Origin of the sequence: Lacinutrix sp. Hel_I_90 (assembly GCF_000934685.1) — a bacterium.
Taxonomy (GTDB): Bacteria; Bacteroidota; Bacteroidia; order Flavobacteriales; family Flavobacteriaceae; genus Lacinutrix.
Genome location: NZ_JYNQ01000001.1, coordinates 1,586,748 through 1,612,716, shown reverse-complemented (window position 1 = coordinate 1,612,716; position 25,969 = coordinate 1,586,748). Strand labels below are relative to the sequence as shown.

At 33.7% G+C, this 25,969-nt stretch carries 24 protein-coding genes; 5 read left to right on the top strand and 19 right to left on the bottom strand.

The genetic code is table 11. The features are described 5' to 3' along the window. Window positions 1–59: 59 nt before the first annotated feature. From GQ46_RS07255 to GQ46_RS07220, 8 genes are all read right to left on the bottom strand, one after another. On the bottom strand, window positions 60–1,271 hold the full coding sequence (locus GQ46_RS07255) for an Nramp family divalent metal transporter (protein ID WP_044399891.1): 1,212 nt from the start codon (window positions 1,269–1,271) through the stop codon (window positions 60–62). Between the two features lie 2 nt (window positions 1,272–1,273). Beyond that, entirely contained in the window at window positions 1,274–1,819 is a 546-nt protein-coding gene (locus GQ46_RS07250) for an RNA polymerase sigma factor (RefSeq protein WP_044399888.1), read from the bottom strand. Further along, window positions 1,810–2,922, bottom strand: coding sequence for a glycosyltransferase (locus tag GQ46_RS07245; RefSeq protein ID WP_044399885.1), 1,113 nt, complete (start codon window positions 2,920–2,922; stop codon window positions 1,810–1,812). The genes GQ46_RS07250 and GQ46_RS07245 overlap by 10 nt, the downstream gene beginning before the upstream one ends. Window positions 2,923–2,927: 5 nt before the next feature. Beyond that, window positions 2,928–3,131: a hypothetical protein gene (locus GQ46_RS07240; RefSeq protein ID WP_044399882.1), complete on the bottom strand. Its 204-nt coding sequence runs from the start codon at window positions 3,129–3,131 to the stop codon at window positions 2,928–2,930. 190 nt (window positions 3,132–3,321) lie between these two features. Continuing rightward, the gene (locus GQ46_RS07235; RefSeq protein WP_044399879.1) at window positions 3,322–4,116 is read right to left on the bottom strand and encodes an anti-sigma factor; all 795 of its coding nucleotides are present in this window, start codon (window positions 4,114–4,116) and stop codon (window positions 3,322–3,324) included. A 10-nt stretch (window positions 4,117–4,126) separates the two neighbouring features. Further along, window positions 4,127–4,657, bottom strand: coding sequence for an RNA polymerase sigma factor (locus tag GQ46_RS07230; protein WP_044399876.1), 531 nt, complete (start codon window positions 4,655–4,657; stop codon window positions 4,127–4,129). A gap of 53 nt (window positions 4,658–4,710) precedes the next feature. Then, the gene (gene murB / locus GQ46_RS07225; protein WP_044399873.1) at window positions 4,711–5,724 is read right to left on the bottom strand and encodes a UDP-N-acetylmuramate dehydrogenase; all 1,014 of its coding nucleotides are present in this window, start codon (window positions 5,722–5,724) and stop codon (window positions 4,711–4,713) included. Further along, the gene (locus GQ46_RS07220; protein ID WP_044399870.1) at window positions 5,724–6,914 is read right to left on the bottom strand and encodes a pyridoxal phosphate-dependent aminotransferase; all 1,191 of its coding nucleotides are present in this window, start codon (window positions 6,912–6,914) and stop codon (window positions 5,724–5,726) included. Before GQ46_RS07220 ends, murB begins: the two co-directional genes overlap by 1 nt. A gap of 177 nt (window positions 6,915–7,091) precedes the next feature. On the opposite strand from GQ46_RS07220, the gene GQ46_RS07215 reads away from it, so the two are divergent. Continuing rightward, window positions 7,092–8,426, top strand: a complete 1,335-nt coding sequence (locus GQ46_RS07215; RefSeq protein ID WP_044404698.1) for a pepsin/retropepsin-like aspartic protease family protein — start codon at window positions 7,092–7,094, stop codon at window positions 8,424–8,426. A 50-nt stretch (window positions 8,427–8,476) separates the two neighbouring features. Here the strand turns inward: GQ46_RS07215 and GQ46_RS07210 are convergent, their stop codons facing one another. Next, on the bottom strand, window positions 8,477–8,902 hold the full coding sequence (locus tag GQ46_RS07210; RefSeq protein ID WP_044399867.1) for a DUF1573 domain-containing protein: 426 nt from the start codon (window positions 8,900–8,902) through the stop codon (window positions 8,477–8,479). 186 nt (window positions 8,903–9,088) lie between these two features. Between GQ46_RS07210 and GQ46_RS07205 the strand changes: the two genes are divergently transcribed. Then, window positions 9,089–11,725, top strand: a complete 2,637-nt coding sequence (locus tag GQ46_RS07205; protein WP_044399864.1) for a valine--tRNA ligase — start codon at window positions 9,089–9,091, stop codon at window positions 11,723–11,725. Between the two features lie 75 nt (window positions 11,726–11,800). Here GQ46_RS07205 and GQ46_RS07200 read toward each other — a convergent pair whose 3' ends face one another. The 7 genes from GQ46_RS07200 to GQ46_RS07175 all read right to left on the bottom strand — a co-directional run bounded on the left by GQ46_RS07200 (window position 11,801) and on the right by GQ46_RS07175 (window position 21,004). Next, entirely contained in the window at window positions 11,801–13,093 is a 1,293-nt protein-coding gene (locus GQ46_RS07200) for an HlyD family secretion protein (protein ID WP_231567336.1), read from the bottom strand. A 74-nt stretch (window positions 13,094–13,167) separates the two neighbouring features. Beyond that, a complete protein-coding gene (locus GQ46_RS17580; protein WP_156133118.1) occupies window positions 13,168–13,338 on the bottom strand; it encodes a hypothetical protein in 171 nt (56 codons plus the stop codon). 81 nt (window positions 13,339–13,419) lie between these two features. After that, window positions 13,420–15,651, bottom strand: a complete 2,232-nt coding sequence (locus GQ46_RS07195) for a peptidase domain-containing ABC transporter (RefSeq protein ID WP_044399858.1) — start codon at window positions 15,649–15,651, stop codon at window positions 13,420–13,422. Between the two features lie 192 nt (window positions 15,652–15,843). Continuing rightward, window positions 15,844–16,065 (bottom strand): hypothetical protein, encoded by a 222-nt coding sequence (locus tag GQ46_RS07190; protein ID WP_156133117.1) that lies wholly within the window; start codon window positions 16,063–16,065, stop codon window positions 15,844–15,846. A gap of 153 nt (window positions 16,066–16,218) precedes the next feature. Continuing rightward, a complete protein-coding gene (locus tag GQ46_RS07185) occupies window positions 16,219–17,835 on the bottom strand; it encodes a vitamin K epoxide reductase family protein (RefSeq protein ID WP_044399852.1) in 1,617 nt (538 codons plus the stop codon). Between the two features lie 41 nt (window positions 17,836–17,876). Continuing rightward, entirely contained in the window at window positions 17,877–20,468 is a 2,592-nt protein-coding gene (locus GQ46_RS07180; protein ID WP_044399849.1) for a CHAT domain-containing protein, read from the bottom strand. Window positions 20,469–20,533: 65 nt separating this feature from the next. Continuing rightward, window positions 20,534–21,004: a hypothetical protein gene (locus tag GQ46_RS07175; protein WP_044399846.1), complete on the bottom strand. Its 471-nt coding sequence runs from the start codon at window positions 21,002–21,004 to the stop codon at window positions 20,534–20,536. Between the two features lie 99 nt (window positions 21,005–21,103). Here GQ46_RS07175 and GQ46_RS07170 point away from each other — a divergent pair, with 99 nt between their 5' ends. From GQ46_RS07170 to GQ46_RS07160, 3 genes are read left to right on the top strand one after another with little or no spacing between them, the layout of a single operon-like run. Next, the gene (locus tag GQ46_RS07170) at window positions 21,104–21,667 is read left to right on the top strand and encodes an RNA polymerase sigma factor (RefSeq protein ID WP_044399844.1); all 564 of its coding nucleotides are present in this window, start codon (window positions 21,104–21,106) and stop codon (window positions 21,665–21,667) included. Next, complete coding sequence (locus GQ46_RS07165) at window positions 21,664–22,488, top strand: tol-pal system YbgF family protein (protein WP_044399842.1); 825 nt, start codon at window positions 21,664–21,666, stop codon at window positions 22,486–22,488. The genes GQ46_RS07170 and GQ46_RS07165 overlap by 4 nt, the downstream gene beginning before the upstream one ends. Further along, entirely contained in the window at window positions 22,488–23,297 is an 810-nt protein-coding gene (locus GQ46_RS07160; RefSeq protein WP_044399839.1) for a DNA/RNA non-specific endonuclease, read from the top strand. The genes GQ46_RS07165 and GQ46_RS07160 overlap by 1 nt, the downstream gene beginning before the upstream one ends. Before the next feature lie 36 nt (window positions 23,298–23,333). On the opposite strand, the gene GQ46_RS07155 is transcribed toward GQ46_RS07160, so the two are convergent. The 3 genes from GQ46_RS07155 to GQ46_RS07145 all read right to left on the bottom strand — a co-directional run bounded on the left by GQ46_RS07155 (window position 23,334) and on the right by GQ46_RS07145 (window position 25,875). Next, window positions 23,334–24,185 (bottom strand): glycosyltransferase family 2 protein, encoded by an 852-nt coding sequence (locus tag GQ46_RS07155; protein ID WP_044399836.1) that lies wholly within the window; start codon window positions 24,183–24,185, stop codon window positions 23,334–23,336. Window positions 24,186–24,275: 90 nt separating this feature from the next. Then, window positions 24,276–24,803, bottom strand: coding sequence for a methyltransferase (locus GQ46_RS07150; RefSeq protein ID WP_044399833.1), 528 nt, complete (start codon window positions 24,801–24,803; stop codon window positions 24,276–24,278). Between the two features lie 13 nt (window positions 24,804–24,816). Further along, entirely contained in the window at window positions 24,817–25,875 is a 1,059-nt protein-coding gene (locus GQ46_RS07145) for a 3-oxoacyl-ACP synthase III family protein (RefSeq protein ID WP_044399830.1), read from the bottom strand. Between the last annotated feature and the right edge of the window lie 94 nt (window positions 25,876–25,969).

The window sequence follows — 25,969 nt, the reverse complement described above, 5'->3', positions numbered from 1 at the left end:
TACAAAGTATTCTATAAAGAAGGGATACCAATTTAACATTGAAATGTTCCACTTCATGGTTAAATTAGCATTAAATACCACAGGCTAAAACCAATCAAAAATACAATGCCCAGAATACTTAATACATGTAGTGATTTTGAAGGACGCCAGGCTTTTGGTGTGTGTTTTCCGCTAATGAGAGCATAATTGATAATCGCATAAAAAGGAGCCGTCAAAAAGGAGAGTATGGTAGCAATCTCTATTAATGTTCCCATTTCTGAAGCAAAATAAAAAAAGATAAAAATAGTGCCAAACGCTAATAATAAAATCCAAAAGAGATAGCCTTTTTTGAAAGGCTTGTGACTTAGTAATTCTAAGGTTCTATGCATTGCTCTGGGTGAGGCATCCAGTGTTGTTAGCGTAGTACTAAACATTGTAGTGAAAGCTGCAATCCCTATTATTACATAAGCCCAATGCCCCAAACTACGCGTATACATTTGAATGAGTTGATTTGAAAACACACCAGCATTACTGCTAAAAGTTTCACCACTCTCATACATAACGAGGTATCCTAATACTAAAAAACCAATACCTAATATAATGGTTCCAATAAAGCCAATATTAAAATCGAGTAAAGCTGATTTTGGTGTGTACTCTTTTTCGTTATTTTTCTTTTCAATTGCCCAAAGTGAATGCCAAACTGAGATGTCTAATGGTGCAGGCATCCAACCCATAAAGGCAATCAAGAAACCAATTTCTAAACCATTTTCGGGTAGTCTTTGAGTGAAATTTAATGCTTTTTCAAAATCAAATAACGCCATACTAACAGCTACTAGAGTGCTAATCGTTAATGTAATGACGATAATTTTAATAAGTCGGTCTAATGCTTTGTATTTGCCAAAAAATAAAATAGCCAAACAGACTGTTAAGATGATAATGGTCCATGATTGAATAGAAATAAAATCACCAAATAAGGTTGAAGCTAATCCAGCTGTAACGATTGTTACTGCGGTTTGAATAGTAAACATTGTCGCGAAAGTGAGTAAGAAGTAGGCGACTAAAACCCCTTTACCCAGTTTGTTATAGCCGTCTAACAAACTTTCTCCCGTGGCTGAGGCATACCGTGGCCCAAATTGAAAAAAAGGATATTTAAATAGATTTACGAGTAACAATGCCCAAAGTAAACCTAAACCAAAATCGGCACCAGCACGGGTGGATTGTACTAAGTGAGAAACACCAATAGCAGCACCAGCGAATAAAAGCCCAGGGCCTAGTTTTTTAATTGAAATCATGATTATCGTTTAATAATCTCTGCCAATAGTTTTTTAGCACGTAGTAATTTAACTTTTACATTATTCATGGGTTCACCAAGTTCTATACTAATTTCTGCATAGCTCAATTCTTGAAAATAACGCAAATTAATGACCTGCTGATAATGCGGTTTTAGCTTTTTAATGTCGCGTAACAATTTCGCTAAATTTTGCTCTTTTATAAGTTTGTCTTCTGGTGAAGGTGATTCGTCCACAACTTGATAAACTTTATCGTCTTCATGTTTTATTATTTTTGAGCTGATGGAGCTTTTTTCTTTTCGAAGGAGATCGATATGGATGTTTTTAGAGATAGTAATCAACCACGTTTTAAAGGCATACTTATCATCATATTTATCCATTTTATCAAAGGCTTTAGAGAAGGTTTGAATGGTAATGTCTTCGGCATCATTTTCGTTCTCAATCCGTTTAAGTTGAAAGCCATACACGTAATCCCAAAAATTATCCAACAAAAAATTAAACGCTTTTTGATCGTTTTTCTTTGCTTTTGCAATGGCTTCTTCTATTTCCAATAGTTAGGTTTTGACATGAGATTTGCTATAAATATAGTTAATTGGAAGCCAATTAAAAAGAGTTCTAAAACCGGAAGTAAAAATATAAGATCTATTTCATTTAGTTTTTTTGCTGAAGAGGCCATGACCAAAAACTGGATGGTAAATCTAAAAACAATTAGCAATATAACAAATGGCCAGTTAAAAAGAGTCATTAATAGTATCATAGCGACTAGCCAAAACAGTACTTGTGAAACATAAAATAAGGCTAATAAAACTTTATGAGAAAATTTGTAGCGATTAGAGGTTGAGACGTGTCTGCGCTTTTGTCTAAACCAATTTTTAAAGTTCAGTTTAGGTTCTGAACTGGTGAAACTTTCTTTGGTAAAACAGACCGTGGTATTAGCACCAGTTGCGACTTCATTAATAAATAGATCATCATCTCCAGAACGCACATCTATATGGCTTATAAAACCATTAGCTTTAAAGAACTCGTCGCGATTGTAGGCCAAATTACGACCAACCCCCATAAAAGGGATGCCGATTTTTGCAAATGAAAAATACTGAATCGCCGTCAAAACAGTTTCGTAGCGAATAAGTTTATTTAAAAAAGAGTTTTTAATTTTATGATAGCCACCATAACCTAGAACTACTGTGTTTTCATTTGAAAAATGAGAGGCCATTTCGCAAACCCATTGGTTTGAAACTGGCTCACAGTCTGCGTCTGTAAATAGCAAATGATCATGTGTTGCTGCTTTAATACCTAAAGTTAAGGCGTATTTTTTTTTCGCCCAAAAGGTTTCAACATTTTTTACATTAACAATTTTAATGTTTTTATGGTCTTTTGCAAACGCTTTGAAAACAGCTAAAGTACCGTCCTGAGAAGCATCATTAATTAAGACCACTTCAAAGTTTGGATACTCTTGGTTTAAAATGGAGGGCAGGTATTTTTTTATATTCTGCGCTTCATTTTTCGCACAAATTATAATTGAAATGGGGATGTTTTTTTTTGTTGTTGCCGTTGGTTTGCTGGAAGCAAAACTTCCGAAGATAATACCGTAATAAACCACTTGAATGCAAACCACAACAGCAAAGCTATAGAACAGAATTTCAAGTAAAAGCATTAAGGTTAGGAGTGTTGCGGTTCGTTACAATTGTCAAACTGCTCTGGAGTCTTACCACAAAAACCACAAGCTTCTCCATCTTTATTAAGCATGGGATTTTGGCTCGCACAGGTGCCAGCAAATTTACCGTCTTTTTTAGCCCATATTTTTATCGCTATTCCTGCAATGGCTATGGCTAATAATACTAATGTGATTAAAAAAAGTTTCACTGAAAATAATTTTTAAATAGTGCTGCAAAGATACTATTTTAATTTTACGTTTTTACCAACTCCTAGGATAACCTAAATATTTCCTAGATTATGATTATATAAGAAAGACGATAGAAAGCAGTTGAAGATTTATATAAAAAAGAAAGCTCCACGACATTAGTGAAGCTTTATATGCCGTGTTTTAGACATGTTATTCCTTTAAGTTTAATTCAATTTCTGCTACAGGCGTTTCTTTAGAGGTAGAAGGTAGTCTTCCTTTTCGTTCTATAGTAATACTTAATCCTAAAGCATCTTCAGTGTATGGAATTTGCTGTAAGCGTCTGTCTCTTTCGCTTAAAATCCCAAGATTAACCATTTTGCCTTGTAAATCTGCCCAGATTTGGTACACTTGATCATCTGGTAAAAGCGGTAAAGACACCACATCAATCATTGATGTTTTTTCTTTTGGATTAATATAAGCGACCGTCTTTAAGTTTTTAGCACGACGGTTACCTTTTAGAATATACTTTTCAGTTTCTGGATTATTAAGCTGTGCAAACTGCTCAGCTAAAGCGTCAAGTTTCAGGTTGTTACCAGCAATATCGCTTCTCAAATCATAAAGCTCATCGACTATCGTTTGATTTTCGTCTAATAAAGCGTTATTTTGAGTATAAAGATAAAATGAGGTGCTTGCAAATAATAAAGCGATTACGCTCGCGGCTATGCCATAACCAAACCAAGGTTTAGATGGTTTGGTGTTCATGGCCATAACAGGTTTGTCATCCAAAGTATTGAGAATGTTTCCTAAAAGATGTACTGGTGCCTCTTCTGCATTTGCAAAGGCAGCTAATTCTAAATTATTTTGAAGTGTTCGGTAAGCCGCATCAACTTCTGGATATTTAGAAATATACTGTTCAACCTCAAGTGTTTCTTGAGGACTCGTTTGGCCTATTAAATATTTTTCTAATAAACCCGATTCTAAAAATGTATTACTATCAACAATCATTTTAGTAGTATTAGGGGTTGTAAATTTTTTTCAATTCTCTTAAACCTATTTTTAATCTTGATTTTACCGTTCCTAAAGGAATGTCCAATTCTTCACTCGCTTCCTGTTGCGTCATGCCTTCAAAAAAGAGTGCGTTTATAACTATTTGATATTTTAAATCGAGACTACAAAGGTGTTTTTTTATGTCTAAGGTATCTTGATTTAAACTATTGGTTGTCAGTTTATATACGTTTGAATCTTCAATTTGGATTTCCTTTTGTGTTTTATTGTTTAAAGAACGTACTTTATCGATTGCCGAATTATAAAAAATACGGTACAACCAGGTAAACAATTTTGCTTTAGAGGAATCATAGCTTTTACTTTTTTTCCAAACTTTTACAAAGCCTTCCTGCAAAACGTCCTGTGCGGTATCATCATCACTAATCACTTTTTTTATAACCCCTAAAAGTGCACCAGAATAGTTCTCGTACAACAAGGCAATGGCTTTTTTGTCACCACTTTTTAATAAAACTACTATTTCTTCTTCTAAAGAGAGGCTCAATGGTATTGCTATTTGTTAGTTAGATTAACGTTGCTATTAAACAGGTATTGTGATTATAAAATATTTACTTCGGCTTCAATAGAAATATTAAAGATACGATAAATTGTATTTTGTATCAATTTTGAAAGTGCTAATAGGTCTTTGCCTTCTGCGCCACCATAGTTAACTAAAACCAATGCCTGGTTTTTGTGTACGCCATAATTACCAAAGGTCTTACCTTTAAAACCAGCTTTTTCAATTAGCCACCCAGCAGGGACTTTTACTTCATGCTCCGAAACACGATAACTGGGAGCTTCAGGAAAATTTTGTTGTAGTGCTTTAAAAGCTTCAGTAGAAATTACTGGGTTTTTAAAAAAACTGCCACTATTTCCAATCTCTTTTGGGTTGGGTAATTTGCTTTCCCGAATGGCAATCACCGCTTTTGAAATATCTTGAATGGTTGGCTCTTTAACCTTCATAAGTTCCAGTTGCGATTGTATTGCACCATAATTTGTGCGTAAATAATGCGTGTTTTTTGTTAATTGAAAAACCACACTCGTAATAATATACTTTCCTTTTGCTTCTTGCTTAAAAATCGAATTGCGATAGCCAAAATTGCAGGTTGTTTTGTTAAAGGATTCTAGTTCTAATGTATCAACATTTAATGCTTCACAACTTATAAAATGGTCTTTTAACTCGACACCATAAGCCCCAATATTTTGAATAGGAGCCGTGCCAACATTACCAGGGATTAGTGACATGTTTTCGAGTCCGCCATAATCATGATCCAAACACCATAAAACAAAGTCATGCCAGTTTTCTCCAGCTTCAGCCTTAATTAAGACAAGGTTATCCTCTTGCGAGACAATAGTTTTTCCTTTTAAATTTATATGTACAACAAGAGCATCAACATTTTTAGTTAATAAGACATTGCTGCCACCACCAAGTATTAATTTATTAGGAAAGTCTTTTTGTTTAATTACTGAGATTAAATCGGAAACTGAATCCACAGACACAAAATGGCTCGCCATAACATCAATACCAAAAGTATTGTATTCTTTTAAAGATATGTTGTATTGAATGTGCACTAATCTTTATAAACTTTAAGGGCTTCTTTTAAAATATGTACTGCTTTTATGAGACTTTTTTTATTAAGCACATAAGCAAGACGAATTTGGTTTAAACCCACGCCTGGTGTTGAGTAAAAGCCAGCTGCTGGAGCAACCATAACGGTTTCTCCATCAATATGAAACTCTTCTAAAAGCCATTGCGCAAAAGCATCGCTGTTTTTTATTGGTAACTCTGCAATACAATAAAACGCCCCTTTTGGGTTCCCTACTTTTAAGCCTTCAATCTTCTTGAGTTCTCTAATTAAGGTGTTTCTTCTTTCTTCATATTCTTCAATAACATCATCAAAATAACTTTGCGGGGTGTCTAGTGCAGCTTCACTCGCAATTTGAGCTAATGTTGGTGGACTCAGTCTCGCCTGTGCAAACTTTAGTGCTGTTTGTATGACTTCTTTATTTCTTGACACCATACAGCCAATTCTTGCGCCACACATACTATAACGCTTAGAAACCGAATCGATAATTATTGCATGCTCATCTAAGCCTTCTTCTTGTAAAATAGAGTAGTGTACTGCACCGTCGTATGCAAATTCTCGATATACTTCATCAGAAATTAAAAATAAATCGTGTTTTCTTACAATATCAGCAAGCTTTTGTATTTCTTCTTTTGAATATAAATAGCCTGTTGGATTACCAGGATTACAAATTAAAATAGCCTTAGTCTTTGGTGTGATTAATTTTTCGAATTCTTCTATAGGAGGTAATGCAAAATTATCTTCAATTTTAGAAATTACGGGAACTACATTAATACCTGAAGCAGTCGAAAACCCATTGTAATTTGCATAAAAAGGTTCAGGAATAATAACTTCATCACCAACATCCATTACACTACCAAAAGTAAATAATAAGGCTTCGCTTCCACCTGTAGTAACTATGATATCATCATGCTTAACATGGATGTCTTTTTTAATATAATAATTAGCAATTTTTCGTCTATAGTCTTCGGACCCTTCAGAGCGTGTATACGATAATATTTCTAGGGAGTGAATTTTTACTGCGTCTAGAGCTATTTGAGGTGTTTTTATATCTGGCTGACCAATATTTAAATGATAAACGGTTTTTCCTTGAGTATAGGCTTTTTCCGCATATGGCATTAATTTTCTTATTGGCGATTGTGGCATTGCTTGGCCTTTATTTGAAATAGATGGCATAAAATAAAATTTTGAAACACAAAGTTGCGAAAAAAAAGTCTAATGAGTGTTAATAAATTGCTTAACTTGATTCTGCAGCAAATGATTGCGGTTAAAAGGCTAACTGTATTAGAGAATTATTAAAAACTACGCATATAAAAGTACTTCATGAACTTAAAAAGCTATAAATTGAAATCTATGAAATGTAATCGTTGGCTTTGCTTTTTATGCGGTTTGTTCTGTTTGAGTTTTTCTTGTTACGGACAAGCAACATATCGTGTAGACAATAAAAAAGGCGTTACAAAAATTGATTTCGAATTAATAAGTAATGTGGTCATTATCCCCGTAGAAGTCAATGGTGTGAAATTATCTTTTTTATTAGATACCGGAGTTAGAACGCCAATTGTATTTAATTTTATAAACTCAGTAGATTCCCTTAAAATCTTAAATGGCGAAACGATTAACTTAAAAGGGTTAGGTAATGATGGAAAAGTGCAAGCTTTAAAGTCTTCACATAATACCTTTAAAATTGGAGAAGCACTAAACGTAGATCAGGATTTTTATGTGATTTTTGATAAATCTGCAAATTTTGCACCAAAACTAGGCATTCCCGTTCATGGCATCATTGGATACGATTTTTTTAAAGATTTGGTCGTTGAGATTAACTATTCCAGCAAACAGATAAAAGCCTACAATCCTGAAGCTTATAAAAGCAAAAACTGTAGAAAGTGTGAAGCCTTTAGTTTGCAGTTTTACAATGGTAAGCCCTATATAGACTTAATTACAACAATTAAATCAAAAGAAATTCCCGTAAAATTATTAATAGACTCTGGTAGTAGTGATGCGCTTTGGCTTTTTAAAGATGACAGCTTAGGTTTGACTGTGGATAATAATTATTTTGAAGATTTTCTAGGCTATGGATTAAGTGGCGATGTACATGGTAAACGTTCAAAAATTGATGAATTAAGACTAAAATCATTTTCTTTGAAAGAACCTAAGGTCGCTTTTCCTGATGATGTTTATATTGCTATTCTTAGAAAGATTACAGGGCGTAATGGTAGTCTTGGTGGTGAGGTTCTAAAACGATTCAATCTTGTTTTTAATTATCGAAAAGCCAAAATAATACTCAAAAAGAACAAGTATTTTCGAGACCGATTTAGTTATAATAAAAGTGGGATAGAATTAGAAAATGACGGAATTAGGTTAGTCACAGAAATAGAAAGAGAAGCTCAAGACATTGATATAGAAAATAAAACGGTTAATGTTAGGGCTATTTATGTGCCAAAAAACGTTGTAGTTGCGAAAAACACCTATAGCATTGGGCAAATTAGACCCGATTCTCCCGCAGAACGCGTGGGCTTGAAGAAAGGAGATAGGCTTTTTAAAATCAATGGGAAAGAGGCATCCAATTATACATTACAGCAACTCATGGGACGATTTTTTGATGAAGAAGGTACCAAATTAAGGTTGGAAGTAGAACGGATAGGTATAAAAATACCTGTAGTTCTAACCTTAGAATCACCTATAAAATAAAAAGCCGAAGCTATTGCTCCGGCTAGTAAATTCTTATTTATAATAAAGGTTTATTGCTCCATTACACTTTTTCCTTTTTTCTCTAAAACACTTGTTTTGGAAGGATCAATAACCTCACCTTTAATTTTTAAGGCAACAGTTGGCGTTTCTGCATTAGATAAAACAGTAATTGTTTTTCTAATAGGCATCACACGGTTGGTGTCGTATTTTACTTCAATTTCACCAGTCATTCCCGGCATGATAGGATCTTCTGGTTTTTTTGGTACGGTACAACCACAACTAGAACTTACTTTAGAAACGATTAAAGGGGCATCACCCGTATTCGTAAATTCAAAAGTTCGAACACCATTCGCTCCTTTTTCAATGGTTCCGTAATCTATTGTTGTTTCTTTAAATTCAATTTTTGCTACCTTATCTTGAGCACTAACTGAAAAGCTCATTAATCCGATAAATAATACTGCTAGTAAATTTTTCATCATTTTCTGTTTTATTTATTATGTAAACATAAACACTTTTAAGTTGTTCTGCAAAAATAGTAGATGTAATACATACTCACAAATATAAGTATCATATTTAACTATACATTAATACTTGTTATAATTTCGCAGAAACATAAATATAAGTATTTTTGCTTATTCAATATTCAAAAACTATTCCAAAGTATGAGCATTCCATCTAAATATGATGCAAAAGAGGTAGAAAATAAGTGGTACGACTACTGGATGACCCATAATTATTTTCATTCAACACCAGACGAAAGAGAACCTTATACCATTGTAATTCCGCCACCAAATGTCACGGGAGTGTTACATATGGGGCATATGTTGAATAATACCATTCAAGATGTATTGATTCGTCGTGCGCGTTTGCAAGGAAAAAATGCGTGTTGGGTACCGGGAACTGATCACGCGTCTATTGCAACAGAAGCAAAAGTGGTGGCTAAATTAAAAGAGCAGGGCATAGATAAAAATGATTTAACACGAGAACAATTTTTGGAACACGCCTGGGAATGGACCCATGAATATGGTGGTGTCATTTTAGAACAACTTAAAAAATTAGGCTGTTCTTGTGATTGGGATAGAACCAAATTTACAATGGATGATGATATGTCTGAAGCCGTCATTAAAGTTTTTGTTGATTTATATGAAAAGGGGTTGATATATCGTGGTTACCGTATGGTAAATTGGGATCCAGAAGCAAAAACCACCTTGTCTGATGAAGAAGTAATACATGAAGAGCGTCAAGGCTTATTATACTATTTAAATTATAAGATTGAAGGCAGTACTGATGTGTTAACCATCGCTACAACACGACCAGAAACCATTTTTGGAGATACGGCTATTTGTATTAATCCCAATGATGAACGTTTCACCCATTTAAAAGGAAAAAAAGCCATCGTGCCCATTTGTAATCGAGTAATTCCTATTATAGAGGATGATTATGTAGATGTAGCATTTGGTACAGGTTGTTTAAAAGTGACGCCAGCTCATGATGAAAATGATAAAGGTTTAGGCGATAAGCACCAATTAGAAGTCATTGATATTTTTAATGAAGATGCGAGTTTGAATAGTTTCGGAATGCAATTTGAAGGGCAAGACCGTTTTGTTGCTAGAAAAAACGTGGCTAAACTATTAGAAGAAACAGCTGTTTTAGTAAAAACGGAAACCCATATTAATAAAGTGGGGACTTCAGAACGGACAAAAGCAGTTATTGAACCACGGTTAAGTGACCAATGGTTCTTGAAGATGGAGGAATTAGCAAAACCTGCTGTTGAAGCGGTTTTAGGTGAGGATGCTGAAATTAAATTATTTCCGAAGAAATTTGAGAATACGTACAGGCATTGGATGGAGAATATTCGCGATTGGAATATTTCACGTCAACTGCTTTGGGGACAACAAATTCCCGCTTATTTCTACGGTGATGGAAAAGAAGATTTTGTCGTTGCTGAAAGTATTGATGAAGCAGTGGTAAAAGCTAGAGTAGCAACTTCAAACACGCAACTTCAAGCTTCAGACTTGAAACAAGACACAGATGCTCTAGACACCTGGTTCTCTTCTTGGTTGTGGCCCATGAGTGTTTTTGACGGTATTAGAAATCCAGAAAATGAAGACATAAAATACTATTACCCAACCAACGATTTGGTTACTGGACCCGATATTTTATTCTTTTGGGTCGCCCGTATGATTATTGCGGGTTACGAGTACAAAGACCAAAAACCATTTAATAATGTGTATTTAACAGGATTGGTTCGCGATAAGCAACGTCGTAAAATGAGTAAAAGTTTAGGGAATTCACCCGATGCTTTAAAACTTATTGAGGAGTACACTGCAGATGGTGTTCGTGTTGGTTTATTATTAAGTAGTGCCGCAGGAAACGATTTAATGTTTGATGAAGCGCTTTGCCAACAAGGAAAAGGCTTTGGGAATAAAATATGGAATGCTTACCGCTTGGTAGACGGTTGGGAAATAGATACTAACTTAAAGCAGCCAAACTCTAGTAAAATTGCGATAGATTGGTACGAATCTAAATTCCAAAAGGCGTTACTAGAAATAGAAGATCACTTTAGTAAATACCGTTTAAGCGATGCTTTAATGTCTATTTATAAATTGATTTATGATGATTTCTGCGGATGGATGCTAGAAATGGTTAAGCCTGCTTACCAACAACCCATTGATGCAAAAACCTTAAAAAGTGTGATTTCAATTTTCGAGGAAAACTTAAAAATAGTGCATCCGTTTATGCCATTCTTAACAGAAGACCTATGGCATTATATAGCTGAAAGAACACCAGAAGAAGCATTAATCGTTTCAAAATGGCCAGAAGCTAAACCAATAAATGACCGTTTAATTTCTGAATTTGATTTTGCATCTGAAGTCATTTCTGGTATCAGAAACATTAGAAAACAAAAGAATATAGCATTTAAAGATGCGATTGGTTTTTCGGTAATTAATAATGAAAGCACGAGTACTTCTTTTGATGAGGTAATCGCTAAGCTAGGTAATTTAGAAACTATAGATTACGTTCAAGAGGCTGTAGAAGGCGCACTAACCTTTAGAGTGAAGTCTAATGAGTACTTCATCCCAATGGAAGGGAGTATAGATGTTGAAGCTGAAATTAAAAAACTGACTGAAGAATTAAGTTATACGGAAGGTTTCTTAAAATCGGTTCAAAAGAAACTCTCAAACGAGCGCTTTGTTGCAGGGGCACCAGAGCAGGTCATTGCTGGAGAACGTAAAAAAGAAGCAGATGCCTTGGCTAAGATTGAGACGTTGAAGAGTAGCTTGGATAGTTTGAAATAAATAGTTTAAGTATAAATTTAAAAAGCCTTTCCAAATCTGGAAAGGCTTTTTTGTTATTGCTTGTGCTTTTAATTGTTATTTAAAGATGTCTTTAATTTGATAAAAGAAGCGTTCTGCCAAACGAAGGTCTTCAGTAATAATTTCGGCGTTACCACGCATTTCCTGCTTGAATTCTATTTCTTTATTGTAGGAGGTAACCAAGTGATTAGGTAGTTTGACCTCTATTAAATAAAAGCCCTCATCATCGGGGATAGCAGAGATTTTATGAATAGTTCCAGTTAAAAATCCAAATTCAGTTTCTGGATAGTTTTCTATACTAATATTTACTGCCTGCCCTGTTTTTAATTTGCCAGAGTTTAGAATGGGTGTTTTTAATTTCGCGATATATTCTAAGTTGGTATTTGGAATGATAGTAAACACTAAATCACCGGCATTAAGCGTTTCATTAACGGTTTTAAAGTTCATGAACGATACTTTTCCATTTAATTTGGAGCTTAGTACATGTGTGTTCTCCCAGTCTTTTACAGCAATTTTTAATTGATTGAAGGATTGTAAGACATTCTTTAAAAGTTTGATTTCTTCCCGAGTGTTATTGATTTTATTGCCTTTACTCGTTTTATTAGCGTTACTAATAGATTCTCTTATTTGTGAAATAGAGGCTTCGAAACTTTTGAGATTTCGCTGGGCCTGAGCATATTCTATTTGATTATTTTCGTACTCTAATTTGGCAATGATTCCTTTTTTATAAAGTGTTTTATTTCTTTCTAATTTATTCTTTTTAAAGGCTAGTTCAGCGCGATTGATTTCTAATTGCGACTTAGAATTGGCTAATCTGCTATATAATTCAGATAAGGTTGTTTTATTGGCTAAAGCTTCATTAGAAAAAGGTTGTAATTCTTTATTCAGTACATATTGCGTGTAATTATTTTCGAAAATAGCAAAATCATTATCTATGTTGCCTAAAAATAATAGCGGGATTTCATTGATTGGGAAGTAAAACAATTGCGTATTTGGTTTAATGCTATCTAAGATGCTCTTAAGTAAAAACACGTCTTTGTAATTGGCGGTGTTCTCTAATATGGCCAAAGGTGTGTTTGGAGAAACTATAGTGTTGTCTTCAACTAAAATAGCCTGAATACGACTGGTTATTTTTGCATACTCTTTTTGAGGGGGGATTTTGGTGGTAACTAAGGCTTCTGCATTAATAACATCTGGATATTTAATAAAGAAAGATAAGGCTAAAAATAGCATGATTAATAGTAAAAACACCAGATTACCATAGCGTATCATCCAATGCGGGACATAAGATAAAATATCTTGTACCTGCTCACTTCGTAATTCTATTTCTTCTAGTTTTTTTGACATCATGAGATTCTATAAGATTATATAAACATAAGTGCAATGCCTTATACTGGCATTGCACAAAATATTGATAGGCTAGTCTACAGTTCTAAAGATCTTTGGCAAGCCCAGTTAGTCCCTGTTCTATAATCGTATGGACAGGTCCATCCAGGAGGGCATTGGTGTCCACCTCCACAGGCAAATACGCCTCCATTAATACTCCTTTGCTCAACTTTGGTTAAGGCTTTTCCTAAGTTTTTTAAATTTTTCATTTTTTAATTATTTTAAATGTAAAAAGCTGCAAACATTTTGAGACACTCGCAGTTTGTGTCTATTCCTCGCGAGAGAATATTTTAGTTACCCAATTCCAATTGATTTTTAACCAGGTTGTAATAGTTTCCTTTTTTAGCAACTAATGCTTTATGGTTTCCTATTTCAGCTATTTTTCCATCATCTAAGACGACTATTTGATGGGCATTTTTTACCGTACTTAAACGGTGAGCAATAACGACTACTGTTTTGTCTTTAAAGAAGGTATCTAAGTTTTCCATGATTACTTTTTCGTTATTAGCGTCTAAAGCGGAGGTTGCTTCATCAAAAAACAAATAATCGGGGTTTTTGTAAACGGCTCTTGCAATAAATAAACGTTGTTTTTGTCCCGTACTTAAGCCAGTGCCTTCTGCCCCTATTTTTGTATTGTAGGCTAGGGGTAAGGACTCGATGTAATCTCTAATGTTTGCTACATCAACAGCATGTGCTAAGCGCTTTTTATCAATACTATCTTCGCCGATAGCGATATTATTTGCAATCGTATCATTAAATATAAAGCCTTCTTGCATGACCACACCATAATGGTCTCTCCAGGATTTTTGTGAGATATTTTGTAAGGAAAATTGATTGAGTAAAAGGTCTCCTTGATTAGGTTTGTAGTAGCCTAAAAGCAGTTTCATTAAGGTGGTTTTACCGCTTCCACTTGTGCCAACAATAGCGGTGGTTTTGTTTGCTGGAATCGTGAGGTTTAAATCTTTTAACACGGCAATATCTGATCCTGTGTATTTAAACGTAACCTCTTTTATAGTAATAGCACCACTTTTTGGAATGTCTCTTATTTTGTTTTGAGGATCAACTTCTTCATTGTCCATATTATGGATTTCGCTTAAACGGTCTAGCGAGATTTTAGCATCTTGTAATTCTCTAGTGAAACTAATAAGCTGTGATACAGGACTATTTAATTGACCTACGATGTACGAAATCGCTAACATCATCCCCAAAGTTATCTCTCCATCTATGACCAGTTTAGCAGATAAAATGGTGATAAAAATATTTTTAAGTTCGTTAATAAAAGAGGAGCCTACACTTTGTGTTTGTTCTAAGGCTAGGCTTTTGATAGACACTTTAAACAATCGTGCTTGCGTGTGCTCCCATGCCCAACGTTTTTGTCTTTCAGCATTATGCAACTTAATATCTTGCATGCCGTTAATAAGCTCAATAACGGTACTCTGTTCTTGGCTCGCTGCAGAAAAACGTTTGTAATCTAAGGTGGCACGTTTTTTAAGAAAAATTTTAATCCACACAAAATATAGGATACTACCAATAAGAAAAACACTAAATATTTGTAAGCTATAATACACTAGTACAAAGCTGAATATGATGAAGTTTACCATTGAAAACAAAACGCTTAATGAAGAGGTTGTTAAAACCTGCTGAATACGTTTGTGATCGTTAATACGTTGTAGTAAATCTCCTGTCATTTTTACATCAAAATAGGAGATAGGAAGTAGCATGAGTTTAATAAAGAAATCGGAAATTAAGGAGATGTTAATTCTTGCACTAACGTGTAATAAAATCCAACTCCTAATAATTTCTATACCTGTTCTCCCAATAAAAAGTGCGATTTGAGCAAATAGAATAAGATAAATAAAATTTAAATCTTGATTTTTAATGCCTACATCTACAACACTTTGTGTTAAAAAAGGAACAAGGAGTTGTAATAAACTGGCTGCTAATAAGCCAATACAAAGTTGGATGATGAATTTTTTGTATTTGTAAAGATATTTAGATAAATAAGTGAAGTCAAATTTCTTTTCATCAGCTTCTCCAAAATCGTTGTCATAAAATTTTGGTGTAGGATCTAGAAGCAGTGCAATGCCTTCTTGTGTTTTTTCGGTGGCATTATTGCCAATCCAAAATTTTAAAAATTCTTCCTTTGTGTAGGTAATTAAGCCATGTCCTGGATCTGAAATATAAAATGTTAAGTCATTTTGGTGTTTTCCCATTGAGAAAATGGAAGAGGCGCTTTTTATTTTATAGAGGACGACATAATGCTCTTTATTCCAATGTAAAATGCAGGGTAAAGGTGCTTTTTTTAGTTCTTCCAAAGTTAACTTCACACCTAAAGAACGAAAGCCAATGGTTTCACTAGCCTCACTTAAATTTAGTAAGTTACTGCCTTCTCTAGTGGTTTCACTTATTGTTCTAAGTTGTGAGATTGACAAGTTTTTACCATAATGTTTTGCAATAATTTTTAGGCATGTAGGACCACAGTCTTTGGATTCTGCTTGTTTATATGTTGGAAATTTTTTCATTTCTTTATGGGGAAAGCATGTGGTAAAGCATACCTTTCTTTAAGTAATAGGTGTTTTTTTAGAAGCCTTAAAAAGCGAGTATTATCTAGATAATTTTCTAAAATTAGCCATGTATTTCTAAAGAATTTTTTTGTCTTTAAATTTTAATAAAAAAGGGAGAGAAACCCTCCCTTTTCTATCTTTAATAATGTTTTAGTAAAGACATGTTCCATTATTGTTCGGTCCAGCGCCTTCTCCATATTGGCAGCGGCATGTACGAGGGTTAAAGCATTTTCCTGGTGAACAAAGTAATGCAAAACCACAAGTGTCGTCACTGCCACCTGTGCCACCACCTGTGTCACCACCTATGAGAATGGGATCATGTCCACATCTTGGACAACCACCTTTAATAGTTTTTTGTTCGGCTGTAGACAAAGTTTTGCCTAAGTTTTTTAATTTTTTCATAATTATATTATTTAATAAGTAAATTTGCCGTGAACATTTAAAGACACTCACAGTTTGTGTCTATTCTTCGCGAGAGAATATTGTTCAAAAACGCAAAACCCTTATTATAAGGGTTTTGCTGTTTTATATCGTATCTTGTAATTGAGTAGTCTGTGCATTTGTGCAACAAGTCTCATTTAAGTCTTCAATAAAATAAATTAAATCACTTCTGTCATACGCTTGCGGGTATGATTTGCCATTAATTAAGATTTCTGGTGTAAAATTAATATTGTTATCTAAGCACCAGGCGTATTCGGCTTCGAGGATGTCTCCATAGATGCTAGCATTGGCAGATTTTCCCCATTTAGCTAACCAAGAGCTTGCCTCGCCTGTACTATAAATCTCATGCATGGCTTCTAAGCATTTTTGTTCACTTTCTGTATGGAATAGTTCTAACAATCTACTTGAGACCAACACCCCATTATTTTCTAAGTTACTGGTGTTTATATTAAAGCGTACTGTAATACTAAGGTCATTATAATGCTGCTTTAAAATGGATTCCACTAAATGATGTACCCCTTTACAGTGTCCGCAAAAAGGATTGGTGATTACCATAATATTTAATGCGGCTTTTGTGTTTCCTAAAACGATTTCTGGAGTGTTGGTTAAAGCAGTGTTTAGCGTTTTAGATTGTTTTAATAGGGTGTTGAACAAGTCAAAGTTTCTTTTAAATTTATGAGATTCTAGTTTTAATTTTCTAAACGCTTGCTCTTGTTTTAATTTTGAACTTATAAATAACCAAAGTCCAGCAATTGTAAAAATCGAAAAAGTAATCAAGAGAATGCTCTCAATACTAAAAATGGATACATTTACATCAGTAATAAAAAAAGGTACTGCTTGAAACATTAATATGGATACAATGCCCAAACATAAAACACACCAGTTTTTTGAAACCTTTACTTGATAGTATATAGAATAAATAATTACTGGTAAAGCCATCACACTTATTAAGTATAAAGTAGTTAGGGGTATTCTTGTAAGACTGAGTAATAGTGAAGACACACCAATCGCAACGAAATAAATGAGACTGACATCGCTAAGCTTTATGTGTTTGTAAAGCGTTGCACCTTTAGAATTTAAAACGGCATTACAATTGGTTGTTTTACTTTCTTGGGAACAAATGCTATCAATAATTTTAGAGTCTAATCCTAAATCATGCTGTATAATTAAAAGGCTTACTCCAACACCTATTAAGGATAATATAAAGTAAATGGAAGCAGGAAGACTTGGCTCAGAATTAAAAAATAAGACTGTAAATAATACTAAGGCAATACCGAATAGTGGGTTTTGAAAATGAGCAGTACTGGCTTGTTGTTTAGGTTTTGTTTCGTCTTTCTCGACGGCAACCAAAACACCTGTAAACTGTTCTAAAAAAATAGCTTCAGAAATGGTTTTACTTTTTTTATTGCTATATATAATTTTATATTTTTTGCCTTTATTAATAACAAAGGCAAATTCGGTTTCATCTTCACTTTTTATTTGTCCTATATAACTAGCAGGAAGTTGTTCTAAAGTGTTTTTATCTACAGGAACGCGAATAGCAGTATGCACAATAGTAAAGTGACTTAAAACTCCTGTAATGGCGTGCAAACTTGGGTAAGACGGGTGACTTTGTATTTGAAAGTCTAATTCTGCACTATCAATCTTTATTTTATTGTTTTGAAGCAGCGCTTGTACTAAAAAGGATAAAGTGTCTTTCAAAATGATTAAGAATTTGTTAGTTTCTTAATTGTTCCTGAAGTCTAAGATTTGTTACCCACGATTTTTAATTTTTTTAAAATAAAAAATATAATTATTACGAAGAGAATAGCCAAGGCTATAAAATACAGTGAGTTATTATATAAAATAATAGAAGAATCATCACCAATTAAAATTAAAGAGGACCAATAATAGGGTGACGCTTCACTTAGTGTGTGTGTCCTTAAATAATCTAATTTTGCTTCTCGTATAGAAGCGCTTTTAGTTTTGCCTTGTTTTAAGTAGCGATAAAAGCTGGTGGTAATCTCTGCATTAGATTTGTCATTAACGTTCCATAGTGAAGAGATCACACTATTCGCTCCAGAATAAAAGAAACCGCGGGCTAAGCTAAAGACGCCTTCGCCGTTATTAATTTCGCCTAAGGAGCTGTTGCAGGCATTTAATACCACTAACTCAGCTTTTGTTTTTGTGGTATAGAGTTCGTTTAAATATAACTTGCTGTTCTTGAAAGCAATCCAGGGCGCAATAGAGTCGTTAGCATTGGCGTGCGTAGAGAGGTGTATAATTTTGTAATCCTTAGCTTTAGAAAAGAAGTTCTCTTTGCTAGCCGAGTCATCTAATAGCACCAAACCATCCAATTGATTACCAATAGTAGTCGTTTCAATCTTACTGCGTGGCAGGGTTTGTAGTTTATCATAATTAAAAGATTCTGGTGCAAAGCCAATAAATGTATGTTCAGCATCTCTCTTTATAGTTTTATTATAATTTAAAAAAGATAATGAATAAGCATAAGATATTTCATAATCTTCAATGAGGTATTTTTTATTGTTTTTTAAACTTTCAAATGGTAAATTCTGAAGCGTGTAGTCTGGAATGATTACTAATTTAGTTTTACCCTTGAAAATGGAATCGCTTTTAAACGGAAATAATTTATCGTAAAGCTGCTTCGCAGTGGTCTCTTGTTTCTCAAGATCCAATGTATTATTAAGCGGCTTAGATATTAATGTTAGGTATTCATTAACTAATTCACTTAAAATGTCATGGTTGTTTAGCTTTTTTAATACTGTTTCGTTTTTAGAAATAGCCAAAACATAACTGCTGTGTTTATCTAAAATGTATTCTAGAATGACGGTCGCTTCTTTTAAATTGTTTTTTACATTCTGCAGACCTAAAAGGTTTAAAGGTTTGCTCAATTTATAATGGCTCGGGTACTTTTTTTCCAAAGATTCTCTAAAATCTCTGTACTTAATTTTTAAGCTGTAGTATCTGTCATGCAAAGCAGTGTTGTTACTATTACTTATTTTATTTTCTAAAGCATATATTCTTTTCTTAAAATCTAAATCTTGTTGTAACACAGTTGCAGGAACCAACGAACTTTTGTTTATGTTATTTTCAGCTATGTTTTCTAGTAGCAGCAGTGCCTTGTTTTTCTCTATAAAATAAAAAGCCTCATTTGGTTTGTCTAATTTGTAACAAGCATCTACTGCAAGTGCATAGACTTGAGACGCTTCTTTTTGCCAAAGCAATTTAGACTCTTTTTCTGAACTTTCTAAGCGTATTAGATCTAAGAGCCTGTCTGTAAGAACTATATTTTTGTATGCAATCTTAAGAAGTTGTTTGTTTCTAGAATAAATACTATTCTCAAGTATATATCTTGATTTTTCTTTTAAAATTAGGACAGTAAGTATCTTATTATTAGATTGTTTTAAAACCCTAAAGTCAGGGATAGCACTGTGTGAAGTGTCAATTTTAACGGGGAGTGTTAACTGTAAGGCCGTATTTAAACTCTTAAAAGCAGCGTTTAATTTATTTTTATAAAAAAAGAAATCTGCCTGGTTTAAATATAGTTTTGCTACATCGGGGTCATCTTTTTTAACAAATTTTAGACCTTTATCTATATAATAGAGCGCACTATCGTTTTTTTCTAAATTTAATAACTTAGCAATATTATTTGAAGAAATAGAGATCCTGGCTGAATCCTTTCTCTTAACAGAAGCATCTAAGGCTTTTAGATGATAATATTTGCTTTTCTTGTAATCATTATAAGCATTATTAGAATTGTAATGAATGCCATATTCATTATTTAAGGAATAAAAGTTAGATGCATTTAATGGAGTTATATTATTAAGCGAATCCATTTTTTTTAAAAGCGTCACATTCTCCTTTAGAGTTTCGTCACTTTCAATTATGCGGTTAAGAATGATATTATTTAAATATATTAGAGGAAGGTGTTTTGTGCTTATTTTATCAGGGTAGCTCAATCCTTTTTTAAAATAATTTTTAGCTTGATAATAATCCCCTAATTTTTGAAAATTTTTAGCATTTTCACAATAGGCACGATAGGTTTTTTCGTCAACTTCAAAACTATCAATAACTTTATTATAGGCCGCTATGGATTTAGAATAGTTTTCATTTTTAAAGAAAAACAGCCCTAAGTTAAACAGGCTATTTTTTTGTCTTTCAATACTGCGGTATTTCTTATATCTAACTTCTTCTAAGGCATATTTAATTGCTTTTGGATAATCATTTTTTTTATAATATTCAAATGAAAGATCATGCGCTAACTTGGCATAGTCAGCCAAATTATTATTATTTTTTAATGAAATTAATAGACTATCGTGAGAAGTCGTAGTCATTTTATTTAATTCTTGAGCAAAAGATTTGCTTAATAAAAGAACAAATAAATAAGTTAAAATATTTTTCAGGGGTTAATAGTTGTTTCAGTATCTTGCTCAATACCGTCAATAATAGGATCATCAGTCAATGTGAGGTCTTTGCCACCGCCAGATTCTACAGGTATTGGACAAAGTGCAGAACTATTATTGTAAATTGTATAATCCAGTATCCAAACTTCCCTTTGGTTATCAAGAGGGGTGTAATTTATAAGCCCTACACAATCAGCCCAATTATTCCTATACAATACTTTTTGCGCTTCAGATGTGCCTTCTTTATATTTGACTATTAGGCTGAAACAGTTGCATATTTCGGTAGGAATTATTCTAGCAGAGGAGGTGCTAAAATTGGAAGCGGCTGGTAAGCGCTTTGTAGTTGATTCTATGATTTTTTCTTCTTGTGTTTTTTCTTCTTCAAAAAATAATTCTTCTTCAGAGCAGCCATTAAATAAAGAAAAAAATAATGCTAATGCTAATAGGAATTTAGTGGTTGTTTTCATTATTAATTTTTATATGTTAATACCTATTTGTTCCTAAATAATTATATTTGTTACCCATCCAAATATAAAATTATATTTTGCATACTACCTAACTATTCGATGAAAAACCAATCTACCTATCTTAAAGCCTTATTACATGGAGACAATAAAAAGATTTTAGATATCTATGAAACTAGTTTCCCCAATGTAAAACGTTTTGTGATTCAAAATAAAGGTGAGCAAGCAGATGCGGAAGATGTTTTTCAAAAAGCATTACTACAATTAACACTGCGGTATGAAAAAGCACCCTTTGAAATTACCTCTAGTTTTGAAGCCTATTTATTTGCAGTTTGTAAGAATTTATGGCGCAGAGAATTAAATAAATCAAAACACGAGGTAACAATTGATGGTGTTGTGGAACTAAAGAATGAAGCACGCGATATCGCTTTGTCTGCATTAGAACAAGAACGGTGGGATTTCTTTCAGGAAAAATTAGAATTAATTTCTGAAAATTGTAAGCAAATATTAAAACGGTTTTTTAATAAAATCGCTTATAAGGATATTGCAATAGAACTAGATTACAATGATGAAAACGTGGTAAGACAACGTGTTTTTAAATGCAAAGCCAAGTTAACTGAAATGATTAAGCAGGATGTGAGATTTAACGAATTAAAAGAAATATGAATTTTTCTGACGACATACTCCAACGCATTGAGGATTACTTTAATGGCGACCTGCGTGCTGAACAGTTGAAGGCATTCGAGAAGCAAATAAAGGAGAATCCCGATCTTGCAGAAACGGTAGCAATCAATAAAAAAATGCGTTTGCAATATGGTGATGCTACATGGGATTTTATTGCAGATGATAAGCGTAATGATGAGGCGAATGCCTTAGAATCTTTATTGATTTCTAAAGAATTTCAAGACAAAAAGAAAGCTATAAAAAATGCTGGCGACCTCTATTTTAAGAATGAAAAATCTAAAAGCATAACGAGTATCAGACCTAAGTTATATTTTGCATTAGCTATTGCAGCGGCTTTAGTTGTGTTTTTTGGAATCTTTTTAAAAGACAATGCGCTTACCAGCGAAGCGATATATGTTGAAAATAGTAATTGGGACGAATTACCATCACTAGTATCACGAGGTGAAACGAATGCCATGCTATTATCTACCGGTGAAAATGCGTTTACAAACAAGGATTATAAATTAGCTGAAAAAAGTTTTAGCACTTATATTAAGAATGAAAAAGACTTTAATGTTAATGCGCTTTTATATTTAGGTATTGCACAATTAGAGCTTGAGAATTACACGTCCGCTTTAGAGAGTTTTCAAAAAATAATAGATTCTAAAACCTTAGATCACTCAAAGGGGTATTGGTATAAAGCATTGGTATATTTCAAACGCAATGATAAAGCGAATGCTATAAAAAACTTAGAAATTATAGCTGCTAACCCTGAGTATTATAAGCATGTTAAAGCAAAAGCGATACTAGAAGCAATGCAGTAATGTCTAAAAAAACAATGTATTCCATACTAGCAGCATTACTTTTAATCGCTGTTTATTCGTATAATCTCTACTCTGAAAAACAAGAAGAAGAACAAGTTATAACAGAAGGCGCTTCGTCTAAAACAGATACCAACACCTATTTTTTACCAACAAGTACTACAGGGCAAATTGTACATCATGAAGGGTATAGTTTAAGTTATAGTGAGCCACATGAACAGGCAGAATGGGTGGCTTATGAACTAAAGCAGGCACATTTATCTACCACTAATTTTAAACGCCCTTATTTTGAAGAGGATAAAGCTGTAAAAACCAAAGCAGCCCATTGGCGAAATTATAAAAAATCGGGTTATGATCGCGGCCATTTATGTCCTGCAGCAGATAGAGCATACAGTCAATTTACTTTTGACGAAACCTTTTTAACAAGTAACATTAGTCCGCAAACTCATGATTTTAATGCTGGTGTTTGGAATAGGCTAGAACAACAAGTGCGGTATTGGGCGAGTATATACGATGGCGTGTATGTGGTTTCTGGAGGTGTTTTAAAAGGGAATATGAAAACCATAGGCGATGAGAAAGTTGCTGTGCCTAATCAATTTTATAAAGTCGTGATTGATACTAATTCTGGACAACCAAAGCTGCTTGCTTTTTTAATGGCTCATGAAGAGTCAAACAAGCCTTTATATGAATTTGTAGTCTCGGTGGATGAGGTAGAGGCATTAACAGGCATTGATTTCTTTCCAGAATTGGAAGATAGTATTGAAAACAGATTAGAGGCATCGCGTGCTTATAGGGATTGGCGTTTTAATTAACTATTTTTCATTTCCGCGGCCTCGGAAATCGCGTCACTATAAGCCCAATTTCGAAAAGATAGTTTTCCAACGGAATTTTCTGATAAATTCTCCTTCTTCTTCAGAAACTATAAAATCTATATGACTGCGTTTTGCGTTAATAAAACCTTTTAGGTCATTCAAAAATAGTGTGAAACTACCGTTTTTAAGCCCTTTTTTTAGTGCTGAAATTAAAGTAATGGCTAAGCCATAACGCATTTTATAAAACGCTTCACCTTGTAAAAACCGACTACTCTTATTGTAAGATTGCCCTGTTGGTTTTAAATGCTTTACTTTTAAAGAAGCGTCTGTTTTTATTTTCCAACCCTGATATTGCGCTAATAGAACATCGATGGTATCCCAACCAATGCTGTGTTTTAAGCCACCAATAGCTTTAAAACAAGCTTTTCTATAGGCTTTAAATGGACCACGGACATGGTTTTTAGAAGCGACGGTTTCATAAACCCAAGTGTCGTTTTTTTTAATAAAGGCCAATCCACCAGCAATGCCGATGCTGTCATCAGCTTTAAAAATTGAAATCAATTGTTCTATATAATTCTCTGGCAGTATAATATCGGCATCAAACTTACAAATAATGTCATACTGATCGTCTAAAGTGTCTAAGCCTTTATAAAAGGCATTAATAACTTTGCTTCCTGGAATATGCGAGGATGAAGATTTAATTTCTATTGCTTTGAGCCAATGGTTTTCTGCTGTAAACCCATTAATTATAGTTTGGGTATTATCTGATGAATGGTCATTTACTACTACAGCCTGGGTAGGCAAAACCGTTTGTTTCGTTAAAGAATCAAGCATTAAAGCAATGCACTGGGCTTCATTATGGGCTGGAATGACAATGTAAATGTTCAACGTTTAAAATTCAATTAAAGATTCAAAGTTAAACTTTTTAATACGAATAAAGCAGGTGAATTTGAATAGCACTCAGTTTCTAGGATAGTGTTATTTTTTAATTCTTTCAGCGTAAACGATGTAATATCGCGGTGTGAACCATCTTAAAATAGGTCGTACTCCAATTTTTTTTGTTGGGTTTGTCCATTTTTTCGAATCTTTGATTTCCCAGCCCGCTTTTTCCAGTAACCAATCGAACTGCCAATCTTCAAATTCATGAAAATGCCGGTCCCATGTATCGGTTTTACTTCTATAAGCTGGAGAAAACCATAAACGCAGGGGGATACTTGCGACTAATTTGTCGGCTTTGATGGACTTTAAAACGGTTAAGGGAGACAGTAAATGTTCGAAAATTTCAAATGCAGTAACCACATCAGCATTAGAATTTTCAATAGCAGCAGTATTTGTGTCTAAATCTTCCCCTAAAGTATTGCTTACTTTAAACCCAGCATTGGTCATCACTTCTGTAAACGGATTTACGATGCCTAAATCTAAAATTAATGATTCTTTAGAAATATGTTTTTCTAAAAACTCAAAGGTGAGTTTGTATCTTTTATGTGGAAATTTTCCTTCGTACAAGAACTATTATTTTTTAATGTTTGTAAACTATCGCGTTTATATTCATGCCAGCACCAACGCTAGCAAAAATAATAATATCGCCTTTATTGATTTCTTGATTTTCAAGTTCGCCTTTTAAAATCATGTCATAAAGAGTAGGAACTGTTGCTACACTTGAGTTTCCAAGTTTATTAATGGTCATTGGCATAACGCCTTCAGGCATTTGCATATCATGAAGTTTGTAAAAGCGTTTTACAATGGCTTCATCCATTTTTTCATTGGCTTGATGAATCAGTATTTTTTTGACATCTTTTATAGTATAGACACTTTTTTCTAAACACGCTTTTAAAGCTAATGGAACATTGTTAAGTGCAAATTCATAAATTTTCCTACCGTACATTTTTATGTATTTGCGCTGACTTATAACTTCTGGATGATTCGTTTCACCAAAATAAATAAAATGGGCTTCGTCTAATGCAAATGTAGCAGACTCGTGAGCGATAATTCCGCCGTCGTCCGTAGTTTGTTCAATAACAGCTGCTCCAGCGCCATCACTATAGATCATAGAATCTCTATCGTGTTTGTCTATGACACGCGATAGTGTTTCACTACCAATAACCAAACAGCGTTTTGCGATACCTGCTTTAATAAAAGCATTGGCTTGAATAACGCCTTCTATCCAACCAGGACAACCAAAAAGCAAGTCGTATCCAACACATTTTGGATTTTTAATTTGTAATAAGTGTTTTACTCTAGAGGCTATGCTTGGTACGGTGTCACTTTGATCAGAGTTGTGTTTTACATCTCCATAATTATGGGCAACAATAATGTAGTCTAGTGTTTCTTTGTCAATCTTAGCGTCAACAATGGCTTTTTCTGCCGCGTAAAAGGCGATGTCAGAGTTTAATAGCTCAGATTTTATATACCGTCTTTCTTGAATGCCTGTTATGGCTTGGAATTTATCAATAATGACTTCATTGGGATGGTTTATTATTGAGCCATCGGCATTTAAAAACTCATGACTATAAAAGTCTTCATTCTTTTCAACACCTTGAGGAATGTAGCTCCCTGTTCCTGTAATTTTAATATTCATAAAAAAAGAAATTGCCTTTAGTTATTTTAATTTGCTAAGATAAGCAGTAAAATCTAAAGGCAATTTTAATTGATTAATTATTTATGATGTCCAA

Coding starts and splice junctions, on each gene's coding strand:
- GQ46_RS07255 (WP_044399891.1), bottom strand. CDS start 1,271: ATGATTTCAATTAAAAAACTAGGCCCTGGGCTTTTATTCGCTGGTGCT.
- GQ46_RS07245 (WP_044399885.1), bottom strand. CDS start 2,922: ATGCTTTTACTTGAAATTCTGTTCTATAGCTTTGCTGTTGTGGTTTGC.
- GQ46_RS07235 (WP_044399879.1), bottom strand. CDS start 4,116: ATGATTGTTGATAGTAATACATTTTTAGAATCGGGTTTATTAGAAAAA.
- GQ46_RS07220 (WP_044399870.1), bottom strand. CDS start 6,914: ATGCCATCTATTTCAAATAAAGGCCAAGCAATGCCACAATCGCCAATA.
- GQ46_RS07215 (WP_044404698.1), top strand. CDS start 7,092: ATGAAATGTAATCGTTGGCTTTGCTTTTTATGCGGTTTGTTCTGTTTG.
- GQ46_RS07210 (WP_044399867.1), bottom strand. CDS start 8,902: ATGAAAAATTTACTAGCAGTATTATTTATCGGATTAATGAGCTTTTCA.
- GQ46_RS07205 (WP_044399864.1), top strand. CDS start 9,089: ATGAGCATTCCATCTAAATATGATGCAAAAGAGGTAGAAAATAAGTGG.
- GQ46_RS07200 (WP_231567336.1), bottom strand. CDS start 13,093: ATGATGTCAAAAAAACTAGAAGAAATAGAATTACGAAGTGAGCAGGTA.
- GQ46_RS17580 (WP_156133118.1), bottom strand. CDS start 13,338: ATGAAAAATTTAAAAAACTTAGGAAAAGCCTTAACCAAAGTTGAGCAA.
- GQ46_RS07195 (WP_044399858.1), bottom strand. CDS start 15,651: ATGAAAAAATTTCCAACATATAAACAAGCAGAATCCAAAGACTGTGGT.
- GQ46_RS07180 (WP_044399849.1), bottom strand. CDS start 20,468: ATGACTACGACTTCTCACGATAGTCTATTAATTTCATTAAAAAATAAT.
- GQ46_RS07175 (WP_044399846.1), bottom strand. CDS start 21,004: ATGAAAACAACCACTAAATTCCTATTAGCATTAGCATTATTTTTTTCT.
- GQ46_RS07170 (WP_044399844.1), top strand. CDS start 21,104: ATGAAAAACCAATCTACCTATCTTAAAGCCTTATTACATGGAGACAAT.
- GQ46_RS07165 (WP_044399842.1), top strand. CDS start 21,664: ATGAATTTTTCTGACGACATACTCCAACGCATTGAGGATTACTTTAAT.
- GQ46_RS07160 (WP_044399839.1), top strand. CDS start 22,488: ATGTCTAAAAAAACAATGTATTCCATACTAGCAGCATTACTTTTAATC.
- GQ46_RS07145 (WP_044399830.1), bottom strand. CDS start 25,875: ATGAATATTAAAATTACAGGAACAGGGAGCTACATTCCTCAAGGTGTT.